This is a genomic window from Sporolactobacillus shoreae, from assembly GCF_004684935.1.
Classification (GTDB): domain Bacteria; phylum Bacillota; class Bacilli; order Bacillales; family Sporolactobacillaceae; genus Sporolactobacillus; species Sporolactobacillus shoreae.
On sequence record NZ_SRJD01000002.1, the window covers coordinates 266,345 to 289,013 of the forward strand.

A 22,669-nucleotide genomic window follows, 5' to 3' on the forward strand; every position below is an offset into this window, starting at 1 on the left:
GTCTGAATACAGAGACGAATCGATTTGAAAATCTGCTGATTTACCTTGTTTCCGGGACTAGTCATAAAACATTATGAAGGGGAGCAGTTGCTTGGTTTGCTGAAGCCGTCGGTGTGAAATTCAATGCTTTCATGGCTGATGACTTCGGGACGGATTACTTTTGTTTCCTTTTCCATGTTTGTCACCTCCTCAAAAGTGATTTCTGATCATTCACGATTAACCAGAAGTATTTAGCTTAACACTTCATGTTTTTAGTATAAGCATTCTACGTTACATCAGCGTTACCCGTGGACACTCACTTTTTCCTGAATGTGCTCCTGTTCTGAAATCAGTTGCCAGAACGTATTGTTCTTTTGGAAGTACAGGTCACAGACAGGAACCTGATCGAGCATCACTTGGAAAAGCCTCAATATTTTCGGAAAATCCGATGGTTCATTGGACCAGTAAAACGCCATTTTGTAAAAGCGCAGCAACGCTTCGCCCTTCTTCAGGGTTACGCTTCTGTTCTCCAGACTCTGGTGAAGCAGCTGAATGCTCCTGAGTGGACAAGGCGTTCCTCCACTGGCGGCAAAGATATCGCTACGGAACGGTGAATTAAAAACGGTAACGCCTGTAGGGGTAATCTTAATCAATGTCGCCTCATCTGAGAGCAGTTTGCGCGGGCGGGACAGGCGTGCGGCCGTTGACTTACCACAACCCGAATCGCCGGCAAACAAGTGAGCTTCACCATTTTCGATAACGCAGGAGGAATGAATCAGCACGCCCCAGTTATTATGAAGAAGATAGGTACTGTAAAAGTTCAGCAGCGCGTGTTTCAAAGCTGTACGGTCATAGGCGCGGATAACCGCATGGCGGAAGTCGTTATCCATTTCGAGCAGGTAATCTGTTCGCCGATAAATTTTTTTCCCTTTTTCTGTTGTTATCCCGACATTAAAATCCGTAAATGGTTTTCCATAATCTCCGTAAATAGCAAGCGTGACATCCACGGGTATGGTATCACCCTCATCAACGAACTGAAAATTAGGCTCGATCAGTGTCCAAAGTTCGACTGAATCACAGAATAGATCAATAAGGTGTTCGTCAACAAGCGCAGTTCTTCGGATCATGTTTCTTCATCTCCTTTAAACGTTTTCAAAGATCGGATCAAATCAATGCCTGACTCTTTTTCTCCCTGACAAAGTCCGACTGATAAAGCCGACGGTAGAGACCGGGCTCAGCCATCAGTGTGCTGTGCGTGCCTTCCTGGACGATTTTCCCATTCTCCATGACCACGATTTTGTCAGCATTACGGATGGTTGAAAGACGATGGGCGATCACCAGGGTGGTTCGTCCGACCATCAGCCGGTCGATGGTGGATTTGACTTTGTGTTCCGTCTCTCCGTCCAAAGCTGATGTGGCTTCGTCGAGCAAGAGAATCGGAGCGTCTTTTAGCATCGCCCTGGCGATGGCAAGTCGCTGTTTCTGACCACCGGAAAGGATGATTCCGCGTTCACCGATCGGTGTATCATAACCATCCGGAAGCGAGCAAATAAAATCATGAATCATTGCGGATCGTGTGGCATATTCAATTTCATGCCCATCCCTCTCTCTGCCTAGCAGCAGATTTTCCCGAATCGTTCCATTAAATAAAGTCGGATCCTGAGGAACGTGGGCGATGCGCCCGCGCAATTCAGCTAGCGGAATGTCGTTCAGCGGACGTCCATTGATCCTTATGAACCCGGATTGCGGATGATAGAAGTTCATCAGTAATGAGAACAGCGTCGTCTTTCCTGCCCCGCTGAATCCGACAATGGCCGTTTTCTTTCCTGCTGGAACAGACAGGGTAAAATGACTGAGCACGGGTTTGCCAGGTTTATAATAAAAGCTGACAGCGTCAAACTCAACAGAAAGAGGAACGAACTGCTGCTTGACGACAGGAATGACCGGATCGGGAAGATCACCGGATTCGATCGGTAGATTTAATACATACTGGATTCTTTCGATCGAACCGGAAGCCTTCTGGAATGCAGCCCAGTTACCAGCCGCATTCATAAGAGGAAAGACGAGTTGGTTAACCAGTGTGATGAATGTAACCAGAGCGCCGACAGACATCTGATTGTTTGAAACAAAATAAGCGCCGAGGCAGAGACTGGCAAGAAATGTCGCGCTGACGGCAACTTGTCCCGCGGAATTATAAAGGCCGCGAAGGTTGGCATTCTTCATTTCCAAACGATAAAGCCTGCGATTCTGCTTTGAATAGCTTCTGAAAAAACTTCTTTCAAGAACAAAGGAACGCACCACGGAGAATCCCTGAAGCGTTTCACTCACAATTTGTGTATTCTCTCCGGCCAGATCATTGATTTGACGGCTATTCCGTCGCATCAGGAAGCCGAAAAGGGCGCTTCCTCCTATGGCTGCTGGCGCAATGGCCCAACTGATCAGCGAAAGTACGGGATTGATATGAAACAAAAAAGTGAAAACGCAGAGATAGACAAGCGGAAGACGAATCAGGTCGACCAGTCTGCTGCCCAACATCTGCTCGATCTGATTCATATCATTATCAAATCGGGAAATCAAATCACCGGAACGGATCGCGGCCATTGTATCCGCACGCAGCAGGAGCGTTTGCCGGAAAAGGGCCACTTTTAGGTCGCGCTTTACTCCATAGATTGCGGCACATTCAAAAAACGTGTCGAGATAGTTAATGGTGATCATGACCAAAAGCAGGCCGACCCCCATCACCGTGAGTTGTGTCAGTCCGTTCAGATTGCCATGGGTCGCTGTATCAGTCATCCGGCCGTAAAAAGAGGCAAATGCGATCGTCAGAAGGATGCGGGCAGTCATCGTGAACAACAGCCCGGCATAGGCCGCCCTATGTTTCAGCAGATAGGGCAGAAGCAGCTGGAACGTTTGCTTCAGGTTATTCAGGCCGATTTTATTCAATAAGTTCAAGATACTCACCTCCAGACCGATCCGGTACCGGTCTCAGGACTTTTCCTGAGTGATCTGCAGTAGTCCGGCTGCGCGTCTGCGAAGACCCAGATATTTATGGACAGTCCATGACAGAATGGGAAGGCCCAGAATCAGCCGGCTCCATGTACGGTCAAAAAAATGCGAGAATCGGATGCGATGGCTGATCATTCGGATATCCGTAAGAATGCCAAGAAGCTGATCCGGATAGACAGGTGAATCGGGTAGAATATTTGAATCACCTTTGATGACATAGCAGGCTCTTGCCCGGGCATCCACTGTTTTTGCTAATAATCTATGGGCAATTAGTCTGCCGGATTGATGCTGATAAAGCACAATATTACCTTTTTTCAAGTCGCTGTCGTCTTTCAGACTGGAAAACGTGCAAAGATCATTTTGACGGATATAAGGAAACATGCTCTGCCCGCTTGCTGTCAGGATGATTTGGCCATGGCGTTCCAGCCTGCCTCGGATGGCCGGCCCCATTTTTTTTTCGAGAAAGTCCCTTTTTTCAGCCCTCATTTTCAATCAGCCCGCAATGAACCATTTCATCGAGAAAGATCTGAATGTCGCTGCTCAGCCTCGATAATTCGTTATCACCCGTAACCTGTTTCTGTTCCGTGAGTAGAGAACGCGCGAGTGATTCAGAACTTTGCCGTTCCTTAAGCAGCGCCCAGCACTGACTTCCGGTACCGTTCAGCCGAGTGACGGTCGAAACATCCGTGTCAATGATCATCAGGCTATCCTCATCCTCAACTTCTACTGTGTCACGATCTTTTTTCCGGATATAATAGGTTTCCATCAGGCATACCCCCCCTGTATTGTCAGATTATTCTTATCAACGTTATCGTACATTGTTTTCCGTTACATCGGCGTTACTCGGTGTAAATGGTGAAGGATTCATACAGTTCAGCGGCGAATCATTTACTAATAAAATAGTGACAGCAGGGCGAAGGAGTATGGGTAACATGCGAATAAATGAAAAGATTCGTTTCGTGAGTGTGATTGCTTTTTATATATCCGACTATGGCTATGGTCACGCTGCCCGAAGCGTGGCGATAATCAGAGCTCTTTGCAAGAGAAAAAAATCGGCGATTAAAGTCATCGTCTGCCATTCTTACGCACTGGAATTTGTGGCCCGGTCATTGAATAATCAGATCCATTCAGGTCAGGTTGTCCTAAGGCGGGTGAGAAACGATCCCGGATATATCATGAAACCTTTTTCACTTGAACCGGATAAGGAGCGGCTGAAAAGTACCTATCTCGAGTTTGTCGGGCGTTTCCCACAATCTGTCCGCGAAGAAATCCGGTTTTTGAGAGAGAATCCAATCGATCTGGTGATCGGTGATATTCCACCCGTTCCTTTTATGGCGGCCTCAGAAGCTGGCGTGCTCTCTCTTGGAATTTCTAACTTCACTTGGCATACTGCCTACGAACACATGCTGGAAGAAAGAAGACTTTTAGAGGAAAGCTATCAGAGAATGGACTATTTTTTTGCTCTTGCAGGCAACAATGAACGGCGCTGGGGAAAGAAAGGCAATCTGTCTTTCGGATTCTTTGCACGCGGATCACAGGCGGACGAAGTGAAAAGGATCCGGGCGGCAGTAGGTGCTTCATCAGGTATCAGGATTGTATTCTTTGGATTGGGCATGAACATGGCAACTAAAGATTTGGCTGCACTTAATATCTGGCGGAGCCCCAACTGTGTGTTTCTTGTATCAAGCAATCTTGATATCGAAGGAGAAAATATTTTTCATATACCTGATGACTATACTGAGTCGCAGAATTACATTGCGGCGAGTGATCTTGTGATCACGAAACCTGGATGGGGCATTGTGTCGGAGGCAGTGTCTTTCCGTAAAGCACTGATATTGATCGTTCGTAATGAGATGCAGGAAGACAGGAATACAGTAGCCTTTCTCAGACGGGTGGGACCCGTTCGGGAGGTGAGTTGGGACGAGATCAAGGAGTATCAGCTGACGGAAGATATTCTGCGTTCCATGCAACAAAGCTATAACATCCGGGAGGATTCAGCGACGATACTCGCTCAGATTGTTCGTGCCATTGATTCGCTTCTTCAAGGATAAAAAGGGGATTAATTTTTCTTCACCGAACAAAAGAATTTGCCCTTTCACAGGCAGATCAAAACCACTCTTCAATCTGTTTCTGTCTGTAACCGGGGAAATGGTAATTGACAATAACAGCTTGATTTTCACTGATCAGCCAAACAAGCATTCCGCCAAAATGAATAAGAAAGATTAACTTTTTTTGGATAAGTCCAACGTTTCTGTGTCAAGTATTTTTTTATGTGACTGATCAAGCAAGATCATGAAGAAATCTGAATGACTTTAATTTGGTATTAACCTTCTAAATAAGGTTTATGGTATATATCCTCCGCGATTTTTCGCGCCCTGACAGCATCCTGCAGTTTTGCATATCTTCCAAGGTATATTCTTTTTCGCCTGATGGTAATCGATGCCCGATATTTCCCGCTTGCTCGGTCTATGGTGATACCCTTTACTCCTGTCGGGTTATCAAACCTGACCCGGCTCTTAAGTAGTGGGAAAAACACACCATCTACTAACAGGTGGCTCCGATCATACTGAAAAAGGGCGTAACCGTTGTCTTTTTTCCAGCAGCTACATGATTTTGTTTCTCCCCGGGTTAGATTCGTTGAAAGCACATCGACAACATTTCCACAGTCACACTGGCATGTCCATATCGCTTTTGTCTGGGTTTTATGATGACCACCAGATCGCCTAAGCACAGTCAGCCGGCCGAACCTTTTTCCTGTCAGATCAATTGTGTTTTTTGACGAAGTCATTTCACGGTTTAAGCAACCGCATGATTTTGTTTTTCCGTTTCTTAGATTATCCATCGGGACTATTTTGGTGTTTCCACAGTCACAGGTGCACAAATAGCAGCGATGATGCCCCTTCGAGCTGACTTCCTGTACAGCGATCAGACGGCCAAACCGCTGGCCTGTGATATCTATTTTTTTTCGCACCGTTTTCACCCCGGATTATTCGAGACCAAAATGTTCTGGGGAGCTACTAATGTATATCTCCCGATGATCATTTAATCGAACTATACAGTTCATTCCATTACATGATCATTACAGTTTTTAATACCATAGGAGAATGAAGATCGAATTCTTTGGGAAAGAGTGATGTCAAATAATTGAATATTCTATTCATTGAAGAAAATGAAATAAACGGGCATGTTCATACAGACTGGTTTATCACTGTGAGTGATTCCGAGTTTAAGAATGATTCTGGATCAGCTCATTACCAAATCTATTAAGTATTTTAAGTGCTTTGGAGCTAGTGCCTCGTTATTAAGCTGATTAAGTTATAAAACAAATACTTGGACAAGTCAGTTTTGCAAGTATATGGTTAATCCTCAGCAAATGGCGCCAGGTGAGCTACTGATCCAAACTTTTCCTCGAGCTTTTCTTCGGTAAGTGTATTTGCGACAGTGCCAAATCATTCTCTATTCAAACAGTAAACCCTATGAAAAGAATGAATGCTCTTTCCAGTGAGAGTATTCTTTTTTTTTGCAACATTTTTGAATTCCTTGGGAAAAAGCATGAACCAATAGATTTGTTTTTCTGAATCAAATTTTTTATAAAAAGGTGTTCAAAAAAAGTAATTCACTGAATACAATCCTTCTCTAGCAAGCCCTCCTGTGCCTGACCTGAAACTGTTAAGGCCTGTTCAGTATGCTACGTGTAAGAAAAAATTGGTTCATTCTCTCTCTGCCTGATTTCCGGATTGGGTGACCTTGAAACACATTTGGAGGAACGTCAATGAAGAAGACAGTGGGTTTAAAAGAAATCTATTTTATTTTGCGGAAGCGGTTATGGCTGATTGCTGCGATCACCCTCATCGCTGGAGTCATGGGCGTGGTCATCACACACTACTTCATGACGCCTATGTATGAGGCGACGACACGGATTCTTGTGAATCAGTCCAATGCGCAATCATTGTACGGTTCAAATGCTGTTCAGACGAACGTACAGCTGGTGACGACCTACAGTGAGCTCATTAATGACCCGTCGATCCTGAACAAGGTCATTCAGAAGCTACAGCTGAATTTGACAGCGTCAGATTTGCAGGGGATGCTGACTGTCCAAACGAGCCAGGATTCGCAGATTTTCTCCATTACAACGGAGACGGGGCAGCCGGAATTATCGGTGCGCATTGTGAATGGTATCGCTCAGGTGTTCAAAGCGCAGGTACGAAGCATGATGAAAATCGATAATGTTACCCTGCTTTCACCGGCAACACTTTCCACAAGTAATGAACCGGTTTCACCAAATCTGCATAAAAATGTGACGATCGCAATGATTATTGGCTTGTTGTTTGCAGTCGGTCTTGCTTTCCTGATTGAGTATCTGGATCACACGATTAAGACGGAAGAAGACATTGAACAGAGAATGGGCCTGCCAGTTGTAGGAGTTATTTCACACCTTCCAAGTAACAGCCATGTAGTGAAGCGAAGCATGAATTCAGGCACCAAAATGACGAAGAGGCAGACGGCTTCGGAGAGCGGGGTGAAAGCGCTATGAGAAGACGGATGAATAGGGGAAAGAGAAAGACACACCCATTAATTGCCTATTTCCGGAAGGATTCTTCATTTTCAGAACAATATCGGACACTGCGTACAAACCTTTCCTTTGCAAAGGCAGGCGGAGGGATGAAGACCTATATGGTCACTTCTGCTGAAAAAGGTGACGGTAAATCGACGACTGCTTCGAATCTGGCGATTGTTATGGCACAGCAGGGGAAGGAGGTCCTGCTGATTGATGCGGACATCCGGAAACCGTCACAGCATTACTCGTTCCGGACAGAAAATCAAAAGGGACTGACCAATCTGTTAACTGCTCAGGACCCGTTCGATGAGGTGCTTCAGTCAACCGTTGTCGATCATTTAACGCTTCTTAGCAGCGGTCCGGCTGCGCCTAATCCGGCTGACCTGCTGAGTTCTGAAGACATGGCGGGAATCATCGAGCAGGCAAAGGAACGATTTGATCAGGTGATTATCGATTCACCGCCGGCTCTGGCGGTAGCCGATGCTCGTTTGCTGGCCAATCTTTGCGATGGCATTTTGCTCGTAGTCAGAAGCGGATCGACGGAAATCGATCATGCATCAAGGGCCGCAGAAGTGTTTTCAGAAGTCAGAAGCAAACTCCTCGGTGTTGTTCTGAATGATAAGAAAATAAAAAAAAGAGATCAATACGACTATTATTACGGCGACCGTTAAAAAGAAAACCACCGGCCTGCCTAGAGTATGGTTCGCAGCGAAAAGACCTTCATAGGAGGCAGGTACGATTATGGCCTTATCAAAGCTGGAGGCGGGTAAAAAGCTCTCCTCTGCGGTAAATACAGTGGGGCACGCGAATCAACTGGCTGTCCCTTTCAGACAGGGAAGAAGACGTTATTTAATCATTAAAAGAATCCTCGACATCTGTGGCGCGTTAGCCGGTCTGATCATCTTTTCCCCGCTGTTCGTCTTAATCCCCATTCTGATCAAACTTGATGATCCCGTGGGGCCAGTATTTTTTAAGCAAATCAGAACCGGAATGAACGGAAAAACCTTCACGATCTATAAATTTCGTTCCATGGTGCATCAGGCTGAAGATCTGCTGGGCAATCTGCTCGATAAAAACGAGATGACCGGCGCCATGTTTAAGATGAAAAATGATCCAAGAATCACCCGGATTGGCCGTTTCTTACGAAAATCGAGTCTGGATGAACTTCCCCAGTTCGTGAATGTATTAAAAGGAGATATGAGTCTTGTTGGTCCACGACCGCCGCTCCCCAGTGAAGTGAAGAGGTACTCCGACTACGACAAACAAAGATTAATCGTTCAACCCGGATGTACGGGTCTCTGGCAGGTAGAGGGACGAAGCAGTACGGGGTTTGAGACGATGGTCCGACTAGACATCGAGTATATCAACCGAAGAGGAATCCTTCTCGATCTCAAAATTATTTATAAAACGATTTTTGTTTTCTTCAATTTCAAAAATGCCTTCTGACAGGATGTTGCCCGAGAAAAGCCCTTCCGAATGAGTGAGAATCACAAATAAGGCTCTGTGAGGAGCGATGGTCATGAAAATTTTGCATGTCTGTGAATACGTCAGAGGCGGGATCACAACCTACCTCAACGAGATCCTGAACTACCAGGTATCGGATAATCAGGTAAGTAGTGTACATGTACTAATGAGCGAATACAACTCTGACAGACTACTCATTAACGGTGTTCACGTTCACTATTACAGCTATGAGAGAAAGTTTGGACGCTTTTTTTCCGCCATCCGTCAGATTAACCAGGCGATTCAAAAGATCCGTCCGGACATCATACACATCCATAGCTCCTTTGCCGGTTTATTCGTGCGGCTTTGCTTCCTCTTCAAGAGGAAACGCCCCAAAATCGTGTATTGTGCACATGGCTGGTCTTTTTTGATGGAGATCTCACGCATGAAGAAGAGCATTTACGGGATATTAGAGCGGGTGCTTGCCGTGAAAACAGATCGGATTATCAACATTTCGGATTATGAGTTTATCGGCTCACAGAAATACAAGATTCCTGAAGAGAAGTCACTGGTTATTCCTAATGGGATCGAAGAGCGCCTCTATAAAAAAAATGACATTGTGCTAACCTTGGATCACTCAAAGCTGAATTTGCTTTTCGTCGGGCGGTTTGACAGGCAGAAAGGAATCGATATCCTTCTTGATTTCTTTAAGAATGATCCATTAAAGCATGTCCGGCTGTATCTGATCGGGGAAAATGTTCTGGATCCTGTCCGTATGAAGATTCCGGATCACATCATTTCTCTCGGCTGGATTGATCATGATCGAATCGATAGTTATTATGAAAAATTTGATGCGGTGATCATTCCTTCCAGATGGGAGGGATTCGGACTGGTCGCGATTGAGGCCATGAAAAATAGAAAACCGGTGATTGCCAGTAACAGAGGGGATCTTCCCGATTTGGTGAAAAGTGGAGTCAACGGTTACCTCTTCGATCTGGACCATTTAGAAGAGTTAACCCGAATCCTGACAACAGTGAGCAAACAGGAGCTACAAACAATGGGCGAACAGGGATTTTCGATTTTTCAGGAAAAATATACAGGTGAGACGTTAAACCGGCGGCTGATGGACGTCTACAAACAGTTGATTGATAGGAATGAACCGGTTATTCAACACGCTAGCTCGCAGTATGAAGCTAAGTAATATGAGGAAAAGAGCGAGTGGGCGTATATTTTGTAGAACACGCGGAGGATGGATATGCTGATTGATCTCTTCGAATTTATGACATTTGCCTTTCCAAAAGCAGGTGCCCAGCTTGGCGTTCCGATTACGATAGCCATGTTTTTCTTTTTGTTTGCGCTCTTGAAGTGCCAATATCAGGTGATTCCCGTGTTTTCGAAGATTAAGGGTCTGTCCACTGCCTATATCGTATTTGCCGGGTGTGTGGTAATTTCTTTGATCTTTAACTTGGGAGATCTTTCATCGTTTCAAGTGACCGCTGCTATGGTTGTGCTTGCTTCACCGCTTGCTGTGGGAATCGGTTATTCTGCCGATCTTCAAAGAGCGCTGAAGATCCTTGCGGTTTCCCTGATCATTGCCGGCGGTTATGCCCTGATTCAAAGGGTGGCCGGTATTGTCACGACCGCCATTCCCGGATTGACGTATACGTTCGGGCAGGATCTGGCGGCAAAGCCAATTGGTTATGGCATGGCAGCTGTCGGAGAAGCACAAAAAATGCCTTCGACGTATCAGAATGGTAACGGAGCGGGATTGTTTTATGCCATGGGTATTCCAATCCTTCTATCCTGGGTTCCGTTATCCGTTAACTGGAAACTGGTCAAATACCTGGCTCTGTTTTTCGGATTCTTCGGCTTGTTCCTAAGTGGTTCCAGGTCGATTATGTTTCCGTTTGTCCTTCTCTTCATTTTCCTATTAATTCTTGTGAAAAATAAATTGAGTTATCAGAAACAGATTCTGTTTTTATCGGCTGTCTTCTTCATCGCTGCTCTTGGCACCCTTTATCTCATGTACGCGAATAATCAATTTCTCGAAGGGGCTTACGCGCGCTATATTCAGCAAACCGCTTCGGATCCAACGGGTGCCGGCCGGACTTCTCAATTTGCGCTTGCCTTTGCGCAAGTCAATCAATTAAATGAATTGGGTTTTCTCCGGTTTTTATTGATTGGACTGCCTTGGAATCAGCTGGATACATTGGAAGGTTTATTATCCACATTGTTTTGTTATGGGCTTTTCGGTTTTATTGGGTTTCTTCTGGTATTCATAAGTGCTCTCTATCATAGCTTCAAGATGAATCTATTGGCCTCTCTCGGCCTGGTCTGCATTTTCCTGGCCTTTATGGTTGATGGCTCGTTTAACTTTCCGCCTTCCTTGATGAATTTCTTCTTTTTAACGGGTTTACTGGCTCAGCCGGCATATCAGCAAGCGGTTGGAAAAAGTGAAGCGATATCCTCATCGATCGGCATCCGCCTTAACTTAAGGAGGACGAATGGATGAAAGCAGCAATCGTTACATCCGGATATCAGCCGGTTCCCGCGGCAATGGGGGGCGGGGTAGAAGCATTGATTGATCACCTCATCCGGAAAAATGAAGACTATGGAAAAATCAAGCTGACCGTGTTCAGCACCTATCATGAAAAATCGGTCAGGATGGCAGGCTCTATAAAAAAAACGGATTTTATCTTTATAAAACCTCCGGCAATCGTCAGACTGTGTGATCACGTCCTCTATTTCATTGCCAAAACAATTCTTAAAAAAGAAAAAAGCATGTCTTACCGGTATATCGTCCAGCGGCTTCATTATATCGCAAAGGTCAGCAAATACTTGCAGAAGAACACATACGATAAGCTGATCATTGAAAACCATCCGACGCTGTTTTTGACCTTGAAAAAGCATCAGAATGCCCGGAAATATGCCGGAAACTATTATTACCATCTTCATAATGAAGTTACCAAAGATTATGGATGCAAAGCGGTCATGCTTGGTTGCAGAAAGATTTTGGGTGTCAGTCGGTATATCAATCAGACACTGAACGAATTTTTAGGCGGTTTCCCGGCAGAAAAGTTTGATGTTCTCCGAAACTGTGCGGATACGTTCCACTTTGGCAGCGAAAAAAGCAAAGAGGACGCGGCTGCCTTGCGCAAAAACTATGGAATTGCCGCTGATGAACGCGTCGTTCTTTTTACGGGCCGGTTGAACAAAGAAAAAGGCATTAAAGAACTTTTGCTTGCCTTCAAAAAAGTTCATCTGCAAAAAACAAAGCTGGTCATCGCAGGCGGTTATTTTTACGCTAGCAGCATGATCAGCGACTATGAAAAAGAATTGCAGAAAATCGCTGAACCAATCAAAGGCAGAATCATCTTTACAGGGTTCATCGCTTATCCGGACATGCCGGTTGTATATGGAATGGCAGATGTTGCAGTCATCCCATCCATGTGGGAAGATCCGGCGCCTTTGACGGTCATCGAATCAATGGCCTCCGGGCTGCCGCTGATTACAACCATATCAGGCGGTATTCCGGAATATGCCGGCCATAAAGGCGCGATTCTCTTGCCCCGGGATGATCAGATTGTGGACCGGCTGGCGGATACGTTAAATCGGGTTCTGTCAGATGATGCGCTGCGTCAGAAGATGGCGGCGGCCAGCCGAAAGACGGCTGAACGGCTGAACGCGGATCAGTATTATACAGATTTTGTTGCGAAACTATCGGATTAGCATAGGGGGGGTTAGATGAAAGTGGCCATCGTGACTGCGGGAACTCTGCCTGTCCCCGCTGTTAAGGGAGGGGCAGTCGAAGCGCTGGTCGAGAATCTGGCAAAAGAGAACGAAAAGTATCGCCAGTTTGAGCTGGTGATCATCAGCATTTTTGATCATGAAGCGGAAAAAGTGGCTCGAAAAAAATACCCGCACACGCGGTTTGTCTTTATTCGCCCCGGCGCACTGGTTGAAGCACTTGACAAGGCAACTTATTTCCTAGCAAACAGACTGTTAAAAAAAAGAGGGGCAGCCTCATACCGAAATCTTTTCCGGCGGCTTTACGTGCTGCACCAAACAACCCGTATTCTGGCCAAAGAGACGTTTGACAAAGTGGTCTTGGAAAACAGCGCGACTTTGTTCAGAACATTAAAAGGCAAACATAACTATAAAAAATATGAGGGGAACTATTATTTCCATATTCACAATGCGGTAACGGGAAGCTACGGATGCGCGAACATCATCAAAGGGTGCAAAACTCTGGCAGTCAGTGATTATATCAATCGGACGTTGCCGGATTTCATGCACGCGATACCGGAACAAAATCTACGTGTTGTTCCTAATGCGGTTGATACGGAGCGGTTCTCAAAGAATGAATCCGTCGCTCTTTCCCAAAACAAAGACATGCGCTTGCGTGAAAAATATCATATTCAGCGCGATGAAAAAGTTATTTTGTTTACCGGCAGGCTGACACAGGAGAAGGGAGTCAAGGAACTCTTATTGGCCTTTCGACAGGCGAAGTTGCCAAAAACAAAGCTCGTCATCGCAGGCGCTGTTTTCTTTGGCAGCGGGATCGCGAGCGATTTCGAAAGTGAATTGCGGGAAATTGCCGAGCCCATGAATGAGTCCATCATTTTTACAGGATTTATTTCCTACGATCAAATGCCGGAGATTTACAGAATGGCGGATCTGGCGGTGATTCCTTCGATGTGGAATGATCCTGCCCCCTTGACGGTTATTGAGGCAATGGCTTCGGGGCTTCCTCTGATCACCACACTGTCAGGCGGAATTCCTGAATACGTAAAGGCGGATTGTGCTTTTCTCTTTCCCAGGGATGAGCGGATCATTGTTAACCTCACCTGGGCGATGCGCGAATTAGTGATGAATGATGAGCGGCGTCTCCTGATGTCGAAGGTAAGCCGTGCTCGTTCGAAAAAAATGAATCTGGATCGGTATTATGCGACCTTTATTAAGGAAATTTCGAGCTGAGATCAGCTTGTTGCCGGAAGAACTGGAGGTTTCAGAATGAAACGGATCATCGTCTATGGACTTGGAACCTCAGTAGGAGGCATGGAAGAATACGTGATGAACCTGTTCCGTCATATTGATCGGTCAAAGTATGTGTTTGACATCATTCCTCACGGAGGCAAATTGTTTTATGCGGAAAAAGAGGTCCGTCATCTAGGTGGAAGAGTTTACAAGATTACCGGACAAAAAGAAAATTTGCTGCAATCGATGAAAGAACTCAATCAGTGCTTCAAAGAATGGCGAAACGACCACGACATCATTTATTTTAACTCATGCGGCTTTTATAATATCATTCCGTTTCTATTGGCTAAAAGAAACAAGTACACGATCATCACACACGGCCATAATACGAGAGGCGGCAAGAAGAGCCTCTTAATTGAAGGATTGCACCTTTTCAACCGCATATACGTCCGCTGGGTCTCAAAGCGATGTTTCGCTTGTTCACAGGCAGCCGGTGAATGGATGTTTGGTAAGCATTTTTTTAAAAAAGGACGCGTAAAAATAATCAATAACGCAATTGACTGTGACCTGTTCCGATTTAATCAGGATGTGAGGACTGACATTCGAAAACAATTAAACTTAGACAATCGGTTCGTCATCGGGCATGTGGGCCGATTTGTTCGTCAGAAAAATCATGATTTCATGATTGATGTGTTTCAAGCCATCCGCAGCCAAAATGGCCAGGCTAAATTAATGTTGATCGGGGATGGGGAGCTAAAGCCACTAATTGAAGAAAAAGTAAAACGGCTCGGGTTGGAAGACGATGTGCTTTTCCTCGGGAATCGAAAGGATATTCCGGAATTAATGTGGGCGATGGATGTATTTGTCCTTCCATCACTTTTTGAAGGACTGCCTGTTGTGGCGGTTGAAGCGCAGGCTGCAGGTTTATCGCTGGTATTGTCAGATACGATAAGCCGGGAAGCTAAGATCACACAATCGGTAACCTTTTGTTCTTTAAAGAGACAACTCGCCTATTGGGCTAAAGTCATTCTGACGGAAAATACAAAGCATGCGGACACAACACTTGCGATCAGGAAAAAAGAATTTGATATTAAAACTCAGGCGCATCAATTTGAGCATTTATTAAGCGCCCTGACTCAATCATGCAATCAGGTGTAAAAGGGATCATTCAGCGTAAACTTTTTTCTTTAGGAGACCAATCAAATGAGAGCACTTTTTATCATCGTGTATTTTGGAAAACTGCCTCAGTGGTTCAGCCTCTATTTGCTGTCTTGCAGTTATAATAAGGATTTTGATTGGCTGATCCTGACTGATGATCACACCGCTTATATCACGCCTGAAAATGTGAAAATAGAACGTACAACGCTCAGCCGGATCAAAAAATTCATTACCAACCGGTTGAAAATGAGAATTTCACTGGATTCGCCTTATAAGTTATGTGACTACAGGCCGGCGTATGGCTATATCTTTCAGGAATATCTGAAGGACTATGACTATTGGGGCTATACGGATCTGGACTTGATCTACGGAAATCTGAAAAATTTCATCGACTTGAATCAACTGAACCATTATTCAAAAATACAGTCAAGGGGCCATTTAACACTATTTAAAAATAGTGATGAAGTGAATCGATATTTTATGCTCAGAGCGGCAGAGACTGTGAGCTATAAAGAAGTGTTCTCAACAAATCGCTATTTTGATTTTGATGAAATGGATGGAATAAATGTCATTCTATCTAAATACCATATTCCCTATTATCATGTCGATTCGATTGCCGACATTTCACCGGACCGCACTGCCTTCAATACGATCACCTTGAATGTTAAAATGGACTACTTGAATCAAGTGTTTGTTTGGGACAACGGAAAAATATTCGGGATTTTTTTAAATCAAAACAATCAAATGTGCAAACAAGAATTTGAGTACATTCACTTTCAAAAAAGAAAGTTTACGAGATTTCTCGACCGGAAAGAAGTCGTCGATCATCGATTTTTAATTAATCACCAGGGCTTTATCACCAATATTGATTTGAAAGAAAAAGGCATTTTCAATTACTCCATTCCAACTGTACCTGAACGCGTACTTCATCAACAGAAGCGAATTTTTCAGAGACTCTCCAGAAAATCCAAAGTACTGACCACAAACTTAATATCAAAAATCTCCGGGAATCAGTGATCATTTTAACCATTCATGATGGATCATTCAGGAAAGAAACGTTTGGATGTCACGCACAGGGGATGAATGCGATGAGTATTAAAAAAAATTATTTATATAATCTTCTCCTTCAAATTCTGATGATGATCCTGCCTCTCATAACGGTCCCGTATGTTTCTCATGTTTTGCTTCCTCAGGGAGTCGGAACCTTTGCTTATACGTCTTCCATTATTTCCTACTTTTCTTTACTTGGCATCCTTGGTATTGACACCTATGGGAATAAGATCATCGCCATGACCCGGGATAATAAGAGAAAGATGAGCGAGAACTTCTTCAGCCTGTACTTTCTGCAACTGATGCTGACTCTGAGTTCGGTTGCGGGTTATTTAATCTTGGTTTTCTTTTTCATTCAGCAGGATAAGAATATTGCTCTGATCCAGACGATTAGTTTACTGGGAACGGTCATTGATTGCTCCTGGTTCTTCTTCGGCATTGAGATGTTTAAAAAAATTGTTACCCGGAATATTGTGGTTAAACTCCTTTCTTTAGTCGCTATTTTTACATTTGTGAAACACCAATCGGATTTATCCATCTACACCTATATCATGTGCCTGTCTATCTTCTTAAGTGCCCTCGTCATGTGGTTCTATCTTAAAGGCCAGATTATGATCGTCAGAGTGACATGGAAACAAATTATGAGTCATTTGAAACCGGCCTTTATCTATTTTCTCCCGGGAATTGCTCTCCAGATTTACTTCGTTTTGAATAAGACAATGATCGGAATTGTTGCCAATAATAGTGAAGTCGGTATTTTTGATTATGCGGATAAGATCAGGATGGTGGCGTTATCCGTTGTCACTTCGCTTGGGACGGTGATGCTCCCCAGAATGGCGCATACTTTCGCAATCGGCCAGATTGAAAAAGCCAGGGATTATTTAGTGAAATCACTTGATTTCTCCACTTTTTTGGCCATTCCACTGATGTTCGGGTTGGCCGGAGTTGCTGAAGAGTTCATTCCCTGGTATATGGGCACTAGTTTTTTGAAGTGCATTTTTGTGCTTATGATCCTTTCGCCGACGATTGTGCTGATGGCCTGGAGCGGCGTATTCGGTACCCAGTATCTGGTGCCGCTGGGCAAGATGAGGGAATATACGACCTCATTATACGCAGGAGCGATCATCAATTTTATTGTCAACCTCATTCTGATTAAACCGTTTGGTTCGATTGGTGCCAGCTGGGGGACCTTTGCTGCGGAATTAACGGTCACTCTTGTGCAGCTTTATCTGATCAGAGACATCATTCCGTTCAGAAGTATCGGCCCAAAAACAGTCGATTATTTTATTGCCGGATTTATTATGTTTCTGATCGTCCGGATTGTGGGGAGAAGTATGGGCGTTTCTATATTAACAACGGTAATTCAAATACTGCTGGGGAGCATCGTTTATTTTTCGATCCTATTAGTTGAAGGCTATTTGAAACATGACGGAATCATTTATCATGAAATCGGGAAGACGTTGCAGAAATACAGAAATAGGTAATTTTCAAATGGTGTTTTTTCTTTTAGCGATGAATGAGTAGGTTCACGGATTGGCCGTGGAACGCGAGTGTCGAGAGCGACAAAGAACGGACACTTTTAACAATACCGTTCTTTTTCATTCTAATTGAAACTGTCGACTACTTTCTTTCAGTTTTTCGAGTTCACGTATTACTTCTGCTGAATCATCACTGAATTTCCTTGCAAAGCAGTAAATGGATACCCGATGATTGGAATAGACCCATTCGTTCTTCAACAGAGGCAGTTGAATTTTCCGGATGAGGGAAGGGTAAGGAGGCGCTCCCACCTCCCAATCAGCATAAGTCAGTGTGTTTCTGACCGTACGTACAAATGGGGAGTTCATGATAATCGTTTGAAAGAACATTTCATCCGGAACAAAGGTATGCTCAAAAAATTTCACGAATTCATCATTCGTGGAAAGAAAGTTTAACAAGTAGGTGACGAACGCATCATTAAACGACCACCATTGGCTGCCGGCGAATGGCTGATAGTTCTGATATTTTTGTGGATAGGCTCTCCTGATCCCGGAACGTTTAATGATCTTGTTTATGAGTTTAATGGGAAATGATTTCAGGTTGGTGGCTCGATCACATTCGATATGATAACAAAACAAACGATCAAATGGTTTATCAGCTGATGGCATCGGTTGCGTATCGATAAAATTAATCTTTCTGTTCTTTGTGAAAAAATCTACTATATAGTCATTACTCTTAATCGGAAAATCAGCGCCGCTTAATAGTACATACCGGTCAAAATCATCGAAATGATAGGCGCACTTCAGCAGCTCGATCGTCGCTTTAACCATGCTGAATCCGCCCCATTTAACAGAATAGTGCTTCTGGATAACCTGTACATGGTGAAACTCCTCAAGTGATACAGGAGGAGCCTTCCGATCAACATGTATAAAAATGAATGCTTGTTCCATCTGAATGGAGCGGATTAATCGCTTTAAGTGTTCAAAATTATTGTGAGCCATAATTAGATAGGCAATTTTCATCTCTAAACACACTGCTTTCATTTAGCGATAACACATCATTTCCAGGCATTTACTTTTTCAATGACGTCATTTATTTCCGTATCCCTCATGCCGTACCACATGGGCAGGCTGAGTATCTCATCTGCGATTTGTTCTGCAATGGGCAGCTCGCCTTTTTTTATCTTTAAGTCTTTATAGGCGTCCTGCAAGTGCATTGCGATCGGGTAGTGAATCGTGGTTCCTATTCCATTTTTTCCTAAGTAGTCCTGAAAATCATTTCTTTTTTTAGTTCTGACCGCAAATATATGCCAGACAGGATCTGCAAAATCACTGACAAATGGTTTTATGATCCGATCATTATCAATGTGCCTTAGATAGTGTTCTGCAATCGCTTTTCTTTGATTGTTCCATCGGTTTAAATGCTTGAGCTTTATTCTTAGGAAGGACGCCTGGATTTCATCCAGTCTGGAATTGACTCCTTTATAAATATTGTGGTATTTTCTGTCTGAACCGTAATTAGATAGTGCTTTTATTTTTAAAGCCAATGCCGGATCATTGGTCACCACTGCTCCGGCATCACCAAGAGCACCTAAATTCTTACTGGGATAAAAACTAAAACCCGCTGCATCTCCAAGGTTTCCGGTTCTGATTCCTTTATATTGAGCGCCATGTCCCTGAGCGGCGTCTTCAATAACCTTCAGGCCATACTTTTCAGCCATTTTGTTTATTTTGTCCATCTCAGCGGGCTGCCCATATAAATGTACGGCAATGATGGCTTTGGTTTTATTCGTGATCTTTTCTTCGACGCGATCCGGATTGATATTATAGGTTCTGATGTCAGGTTCAACGAATACGGGGGCTGCTCCGACAGATGAAACGGCAAGGGCTGTGGCAATATAGGTATTGGAAGGAACGATAACCTCATCCCCCTCCTGAATATCATAGCCCCTTAAGATCAGGCATAATGAATCGAGGCCATTCCCGCAGCCAATGCAGTATTTAGAACCACAGTAACTGGCAAATTCTTTCTCGAAATTTTCAACTTCTGTGCCATTGATATACCAGCTTTTATCGTAAATTTCATTAAATTTGGCGAGAACTTCACTTTTAATTTCATGATGCATCGGTTTGAAATTATTGAAAGGTATTTTCATTGGCTCTACATCTCCTAGATTTGGTATTTATTTATTAAATAAGTTTTAATAGAAAATTTCAGCCTTTCCACAATTTTGATTAAGACGACATCAAAATAGTTGATGCTGAGGAGGAATAGATTAACATTCTTCTCCGTCCGCCTGCGGTAGTCATACAGTTTCACCCTATATAAACGCTTGCTTATTTTTTCCGGATAGGGCAGTATTTCTTTCTTTAGAACTAAGTTAATATCTTCTTCAAAAGCGGGATTAATGGCTTTGCCGGTGCTTATTCCTCCCAGCCGGTATTTTATTAGAGTTGTATTGATGAAATGAATCCTTTCACCTAATCGAACTAATTTTAAGTATTCGGGATAATCATCCAGAACTTTATAACTTTCATCTAGATAGCCATATTGCTCAAATAATTTTCTGCTATAAGAGGTGCAAGCGCTGGCAATGATATTTCTTCTGCACAGTTCCTCGAATAGCTGATCCATATGATCAGGAGTGAATAATTTTATTTTTTTCTTTTCAGGAAGGCGGTATAAAAATTTATTCAGGCTTTTGTCATAGACATTCCTGTAACCGGTAATGATATTAGCGCCTGTCTTCAGAAATTTTTGCACTAATAAGCTGATGACATGTTCATCATAAAAACAATCATCACAATCGAGCGGCACGATATAGCTTCCCTTGCTTGTTTTTATCGTATGATTGAGGTTTTTTACGATGCCCAGATTTTTATTGTTTTGCATCACTTTGTAATCGACTATATTTTCGCGCTTGTTATTCCTTAAGTAATTCTCAACGGAGGATTTATTAAAATTTCGAGAACAATCATCACTAATGATGATCTCCAGCTTCGGATAACTCTGACAGAGTACTGAATCGAAGCACTGCTCTAAATAATTAAAATTGTTATAGGTCAGGATAATGACTGATACTAATGGATGATCCATAGAGAACAACCCTCTTTTAATCCACATATTCCCGGGATCTTATTTTTCGCCACCAGTTCTGATGCGTCAGATACCACCGGATGGTTTCGTTGATTCCCGTTTCAAAGCTATATTGCGGCTGCCAGCCCAGTTCGGTTTTTATTTTAGTGGCGTCAATCGCATAGCGCCGGTCATGTCCCAGGCGATCTGGGACTTGTTTGATCAGGCTCTGCGGTTTGTTCAGCTTATCGAGAATCAGTTTGACAAGATCAATATTGCGCATTTCGTGATGCCCGCCAATATTATAGATCTCGCCGGGTTTCCCTTGATGAAGTACGAGATCGATCGCCGCGCAATGATCTTCAACAAAGAGCCAATCACGAATATTGTTCCCATCACCGTAAACGGGCAGTTCTCTGTCTTCAAGTGCCTGTGTCATGATTAACGGAATCAGCTTTTCAGGAAATTGAAAGGGACCGTAGTTATTGGAGCAGCGTGTGATATTAATATTCAGTCCGTAGGTTTCAGAATAAGACCGAACAATCATGTCCGCTGAAGCTTTACTTGCGGAGTAAGGACTGTTTGGAGCGAGCGGCGTCTTCTCTGTAAAATAACCGTCTGACCCTAAAGAGCCGTATACTTCATCCGTTGATATTTGTACGAATTTACTTATATGTTTGTTTTTTGCCGCCTCAAGCAGGGTTTGTGTTCCGAGCACATTTGTTGTAATAAATAAACCGGGTTTGCTGATGCTGCGATCAACGTGTGATTCCGCGGCAAAATTAACCATCGTATCAATATGAAACTGATCGATGACAGCGTCAAGCAGTTCGTAGTTGCAGATATTTCCATGAACGAAATGATAATTTTGATGTGCTGAAATCTCTTCCAGATTTTCTGGATTTCCGGCATAGGTAAGTAAATCGAGATTAATGATTGAATCACCAGGGTGAAACTTGATCATATGACGAATAAAGTTGCTGCCGATAAAGCCGGCGCCTCCAGTTACAAGCAGTTTCAACAATCCTCAGCCTCCGATTCAAAGCTTTAAAGCATGCTCCTTTAATAAGTTCAGCAGATATTGACCGTATCCGTTTTTCTTTAAGGGTTGAGCCAATTGGTATAATTTCTCTTCATTAATATACCCCATGCGGTAAGCAATTTCTTCAAGGCACGCGATTTGCAGGCCTTGTCGGTTCTCCACTGTTTGAATAAAGAGGGAGGCGCTCAACAAAGACTCATGAGTGCCTGTATCCAGCCAAGCAAAACCGCGTCCAAGCAGTTCAACGGTTAGCTGTCCCTGATTTAAGTAGATTTCGTTAACAGCAGTAATTTCCAGCTCCCCACGGGGAGAAGGGGTTATGTCATGGACTATATCTACGACTTGGTTATCATAAAAATAAAGACCGGTTACTGCATAGCTGGATTTAGGGTTCTTGGGTTTTTCTTCTATTGATGTGACATGACCCGTTCGGTCAAACCCTAAAATGCCAAATTGCTCAGGATCCTTGACATTATAGCCAAATACTGTGGCCTCCTTATTTCGGGATGCGGCTCGATGCAGAATACCTTTGAAATCATCCCCATAAAAGATATTGTCACCAAGTATAAGGGCTACGTGCTCGTTGCCGATAAATTCTTTGCCCAATATAAAAGCCTGAGCCAGTCCGTCAGGCTTTGGTTGTATTTTATAGTGCAGTTGTACTCCGATATTCGACCCGTCACCCAGTAATTCCTGAAAACGGGGCAGATCTTCAGGAGTTGAAATAATGAGAATATCCCTGATTCCCGCCATCAATAATACAGACAATGGATAATAAATCATTGGTTTATCATAGACGGGCAACAATTGTTTTGATATTGACCGTGTGATCGGGTATAAACGTGTACCGCTTCCACCTGCCATGACAATACCCTTCAAAAAATTTCACCTCAGCAGCATTTTAT

The 22,669-nt window shown here is 43.7% G+C and carries 21 protein-coding genes; 11 read left to right on the forward strand and 10 right to left on the reverse strand.

Translation table 11 applies throughout. From position 1 onward, the window contains the following. Window positions 1–281 precede the first annotated feature (281 nt). Genes E4665_RS03165 through E4665_RS03180 form a run of 4 tightly spaced genes read right to left on the reverse strand, consistent with a single transcriptional unit; the run spans window position 282 to window position 3,751 of the window. A complete protein-coding gene (locus E4665_RS03165) occupies window positions 282–1,106 on the reverse strand; it encodes a hypothetical protein (protein WP_135347359.1) in 825 nt (274 codons plus the stop codon). 37 nt (window positions 1,107–1,143) lie between these two features. Next, complete coding sequence (locus E4665_RS03170) at window positions 1,144–2,931, reverse strand: ABC transporter ATP-binding protein (RefSeq protein WP_135347360.1); 1,788 nt, start codon at window positions 2,929–2,931, stop codon at window positions 1,144–1,146. A gap of 33 nt (window positions 2,932–2,964) precedes the next feature. Then, on the reverse strand, window positions 2,965–3,471 hold the full coding sequence (locus E4665_RS03175) for a S24/S26 family peptidase (protein ID WP_135347361.1): 507 nt from the start codon (window positions 3,469–3,471) through the stop codon (window positions 2,965–2,967). Beyond that, window positions 3,461–3,751 carry a PqqD family protein gene (locus E4665_RS03180; RefSeq protein ID WP_135347362.1) on the reverse strand — a complete coding sequence of 97 codons (291 nt, stop codon included), beginning with the start codon at window positions 3,749–3,751 and terminating at the stop codon, window positions 3,461–3,463. The genes E4665_RS03175 and E4665_RS03180 overlap by 11 nt, the downstream gene beginning before the upstream one ends. 166 nt (window positions 3,752–3,917) lie before the next feature. Here E4665_RS03180 and E4665_RS03185 point away from each other — a divergent pair, with 166 nt between their 5' ends. Next, window positions 3,918–5,036: a glycosyltransferase gene (locus tag E4665_RS03185; RefSeq protein ID WP_167815092.1), complete on the forward strand. Its 1,119-nt coding sequence runs from the start codon at window positions 3,918–3,920 to the stop codon at window positions 5,034–5,036. A gap of 272 nt (window positions 5,037–5,308) precedes the next feature. Here the strand turns inward: E4665_RS03185 and E4665_RS03190 are convergent, their stop codons facing one another. Next, a complete protein-coding gene (locus E4665_RS03190) occupies window positions 5,309–5,956 on the reverse strand; it encodes a hypothetical protein (protein ID WP_135347364.1) in 648 nt (215 codons plus the stop codon). Between the two features lie 801 nt (window positions 5,957–6,757). Between E4665_RS03190 and E4665_RS03195 the strand changes: the two genes are divergently transcribed. The 10 genes from E4665_RS03195 (at window position 6,758) to E4665_RS03240 (ending at window position 17,655) form a co-directional block, all read left to right on the forward strand. Further along, window positions 6,758–7,519 carry a YveK family protein gene (locus E4665_RS03195; RefSeq protein WP_135347365.1) on the forward strand — a complete coding sequence of 254 codons (762 nt, stop codon included), beginning with the start codon at window positions 6,758–6,760 and terminating at the stop codon, window positions 7,517–7,519. Continuing rightward, complete coding sequence (locus tag E4665_RS03200; protein ID WP_135347366.1) at window positions 7,516–8,214, forward strand: CpsD/CapB family tyrosine-protein kinase; 699 nt, start codon at window positions 7,516–7,518, stop codon at window positions 8,212–8,214. The genes E4665_RS03195 and E4665_RS03200 overlap by 4 nt, the downstream gene beginning before the upstream one ends. A gap of 70 nt (window positions 8,215–8,284) precedes the next feature. Further along, complete coding sequence (locus E4665_RS03205) at window positions 8,285–8,989, forward strand: sugar transferase (RefSeq protein WP_135347367.1); 705 nt, start codon at window positions 8,285–8,287, stop codon at window positions 8,987–8,989. 73 nt (window positions 8,990–9,062) lie between these two features. Further along, a complete protein-coding gene (locus E4665_RS03210; RefSeq protein ID WP_241654635.1) occupies window positions 9,063–10,187 on the forward strand; it encodes a glycosyltransferase in 1,125 nt (374 codons plus the stop codon). A gap of 54 nt (window positions 10,188–10,241) precedes the next feature. After that, window positions 10,242–11,498, forward strand: coding sequence for a hypothetical protein (locus E4665_RS03215; RefSeq protein ID WP_135347369.1), 1,257 nt, complete (start codon window positions 10,242–10,244; stop codon window positions 11,496–11,498). Next, complete coding sequence (locus tag E4665_RS03220) at window positions 11,495–12,715, forward strand: glycosyltransferase family 4 protein (RefSeq protein ID WP_135347370.1); 1,221 nt, start codon at window positions 11,495–11,497, stop codon at window positions 12,713–12,715. Before E4665_RS03215 ends, E4665_RS03220 begins: the two co-directional genes overlap by 4 nt. Window positions 12,716–12,730: 15 nt before the next feature. Beyond that, a complete protein-coding gene (locus E4665_RS03225) occupies window positions 12,731–13,963 on the forward strand; it encodes a glycosyltransferase family 4 protein (protein WP_135347371.1) in 1,233 nt (410 codons plus the stop codon). 36 nt (window positions 13,964–13,999) lie between these two features. Continuing rightward, a complete protein-coding gene (locus E4665_RS03230) occupies window positions 14,000–15,121 on the forward strand; it encodes a glycosyltransferase family 1 protein (RefSeq protein ID WP_135347372.1) in 1,122 nt (373 codons plus the stop codon). Between the two features lie 45 nt (window positions 15,122–15,166). After that, the gene (locus E4665_RS03235) at window positions 15,167–16,138 is read left to right on the forward strand and encodes a DUF6625 family protein (protein ID WP_135347373.1); all 972 of its coding nucleotides are present in this window, start codon (window positions 15,167–15,169) and stop codon (window positions 16,136–16,138) included. 71 nt (window positions 16,139–16,209) lie between these two features. Beyond that, entirely contained in the window at window positions 16,210–17,655 is a 1,446-nt protein-coding gene (locus E4665_RS03240; protein WP_135347374.1) for an oligosaccharide flippase family protein, read from the forward strand. A gap of 114 nt (window positions 17,656–17,769) precedes the next feature. Here the strand turns inward: E4665_RS03240 and E4665_RS03245 are convergent, their stop codons facing one another. The 5 genes from E4665_RS03245 to rfbA are packed head-to-tail and all read right to left on the reverse strand — an operon-like array spanning window position 17,770 to window position 22,643. Then, complete coding sequence (locus tag E4665_RS03245) at window positions 17,770–18,669, reverse strand: beta-1,6-N-acetylglucosaminyltransferase (RefSeq protein WP_135347375.1); 900 nt, start codon at window positions 18,667–18,669, stop codon at window positions 17,770–17,772. 35 nt (window positions 18,670–18,704) lie between these two features. Continuing rightward, complete coding sequence (locus E4665_RS03250; RefSeq protein ID WP_135347376.1) at window positions 18,705–19,802, reverse strand: DegT/DnrJ/EryC1/StrS family aminotransferase; 1,098 nt, start codon at window positions 19,800–19,802, stop codon at window positions 18,705–18,707. Window positions 19,803–19,816: 14 nt separating this feature from the next. Then, window positions 19,817–20,743: a glycosyltransferase family 2 protein gene (locus tag E4665_RS03255; RefSeq protein ID WP_135347377.1), complete on the reverse strand. Its 927-nt coding sequence runs from the start codon at window positions 20,741–20,743 to the stop codon at window positions 19,817–19,819. A gap of 16 nt (window positions 20,744–20,759) precedes the next feature. After that, a complete protein-coding gene (rfbB, locus tag E4665_RS03260; RefSeq protein ID WP_135347408.1) occupies window positions 20,760–21,743 on the reverse strand; it encodes a dTDP-glucose 4,6-dehydratase in 984 nt (327 codons plus the stop codon). 18 nt (window positions 21,744–21,761) lie between these two features. After that, the gene (gene rfbA / locus E4665_RS03265) at window positions 21,762–22,643 is read right to left on the reverse strand and encodes a glucose-1-phosphate thymidylyltransferase RfbA (protein WP_135347378.1); all 882 of its coding nucleotides are present in this window, start codon (window positions 22,641–22,643) and stop codon (window positions 21,762–21,764) included. Between the last annotated feature and the right edge of the window lie 26 nt (window positions 22,644–22,669).

Coding starts and splice junctions, on each gene's coding strand:
- E4665_RS03185 (WP_167815092.1), top strand. CDS start 3,918: ATGCGAATAAATGAAAAGATTCGTTTCGTGAGTGTGATTGCTTTTTAT.
- E4665_RS03215 (WP_135347369.1), top strand. CDS start 10,242: ATGCTGATTGATCTCTTCGAATTTATGACATTTGCCTTTCCAAAAGCA.
- E4665_RS03180 (WP_135347362.1), bottom strand. CDS start 3,751: ATGGAAACCTATTATATCCGGAAAAAAGATCGTGACACAGTAGAAGTT.
- E4665_RS03235 (WP_135347373.1), top strand. CDS start 15,167: ATGAGAGCACTTTTTATCATCGTGTATTTTGGAAAACTGCCTCAGTGG.
- E4665_RS03255 (WP_135347377.1), bottom strand. CDS start 20,743: ATGGATCATCCATTAGTATCAGTCATTATCCTGACCTATAACAATTTT.
- E4665_RS03245 (WP_135347375.1), bottom strand. CDS start 18,669: ATGAAAATTGCCTATCTAATTATGGCTCACAATAATTTTGAACACTTA.
- E4665_RS03205 (WP_135347367.1), top strand. CDS start 8,285: ATGGCCTTATCAAAGCTGGAGGCGGGTAAAAAGCTCTCCTCTGCGGTA.
- E4665_RS03240 (WP_135347374.1), top strand. CDS start 16,210: ATGAGTATTAAAAAAAATTATTTATATAATCTTCTCCTTCAAATTCTG.
- E4665_RS03200 (WP_135347366.1), top strand. CDS start 7,516: ATGAGAAGACGGATGAATAGGGGAAAGAGAAAGACACACCCATTAATT.
- E4665_RS03210 (WP_241654635.1), top strand. CDS start 9,063: ATGAAAATTTTGCATGTCTGTGAATACGTCAGAGGCGGGATCACAACC.
- E4665_RS03175 (WP_135347361.1), bottom strand. CDS start 3,471: ATGAGGGCTGAAAAAAGGGACTTTCTCGAAAAAAAAATGGGGCCGGCC.
- E4665_RS03220 (WP_135347370.1), top strand. CDS start 11,495: ATGAAAGCAGCAATCGTTACATCCGGATATCAGCCGGTTCCCGCGGCA.
- E4665_RS03225 (WP_135347371.1), top strand. CDS start 12,731: ATGAAAGTGGCCATCGTGACTGCGGGAACTCTGCCTGTCCCCGCTGTT.
- E4665_RS03230 (WP_135347372.1), top strand. CDS start 14,000: ATGAAACGGATCATCGTCTATGGACTTGGAACCTCAGTAGGAGGCATG.
- E4665_RS03195 (WP_135347365.1), top strand. CDS start 6,758: ATGAAGAAGACAGTGGGTTTAAAAGAAATCTATTTTATTTTGCGGAAG.
- E4665_RS03250 (WP_135347376.1), bottom strand. CDS start 19,802: ATGAAAATACCTTTCAATAATTTCAAACCGATGCATCATGAAATTAAA.
- E4665_RS03165 (WP_135347359.1), bottom strand. CDS start 1,106: ATGATCCGAAGAACTGCGCTTGTTGACGAACACCTTATTGATCTATTC.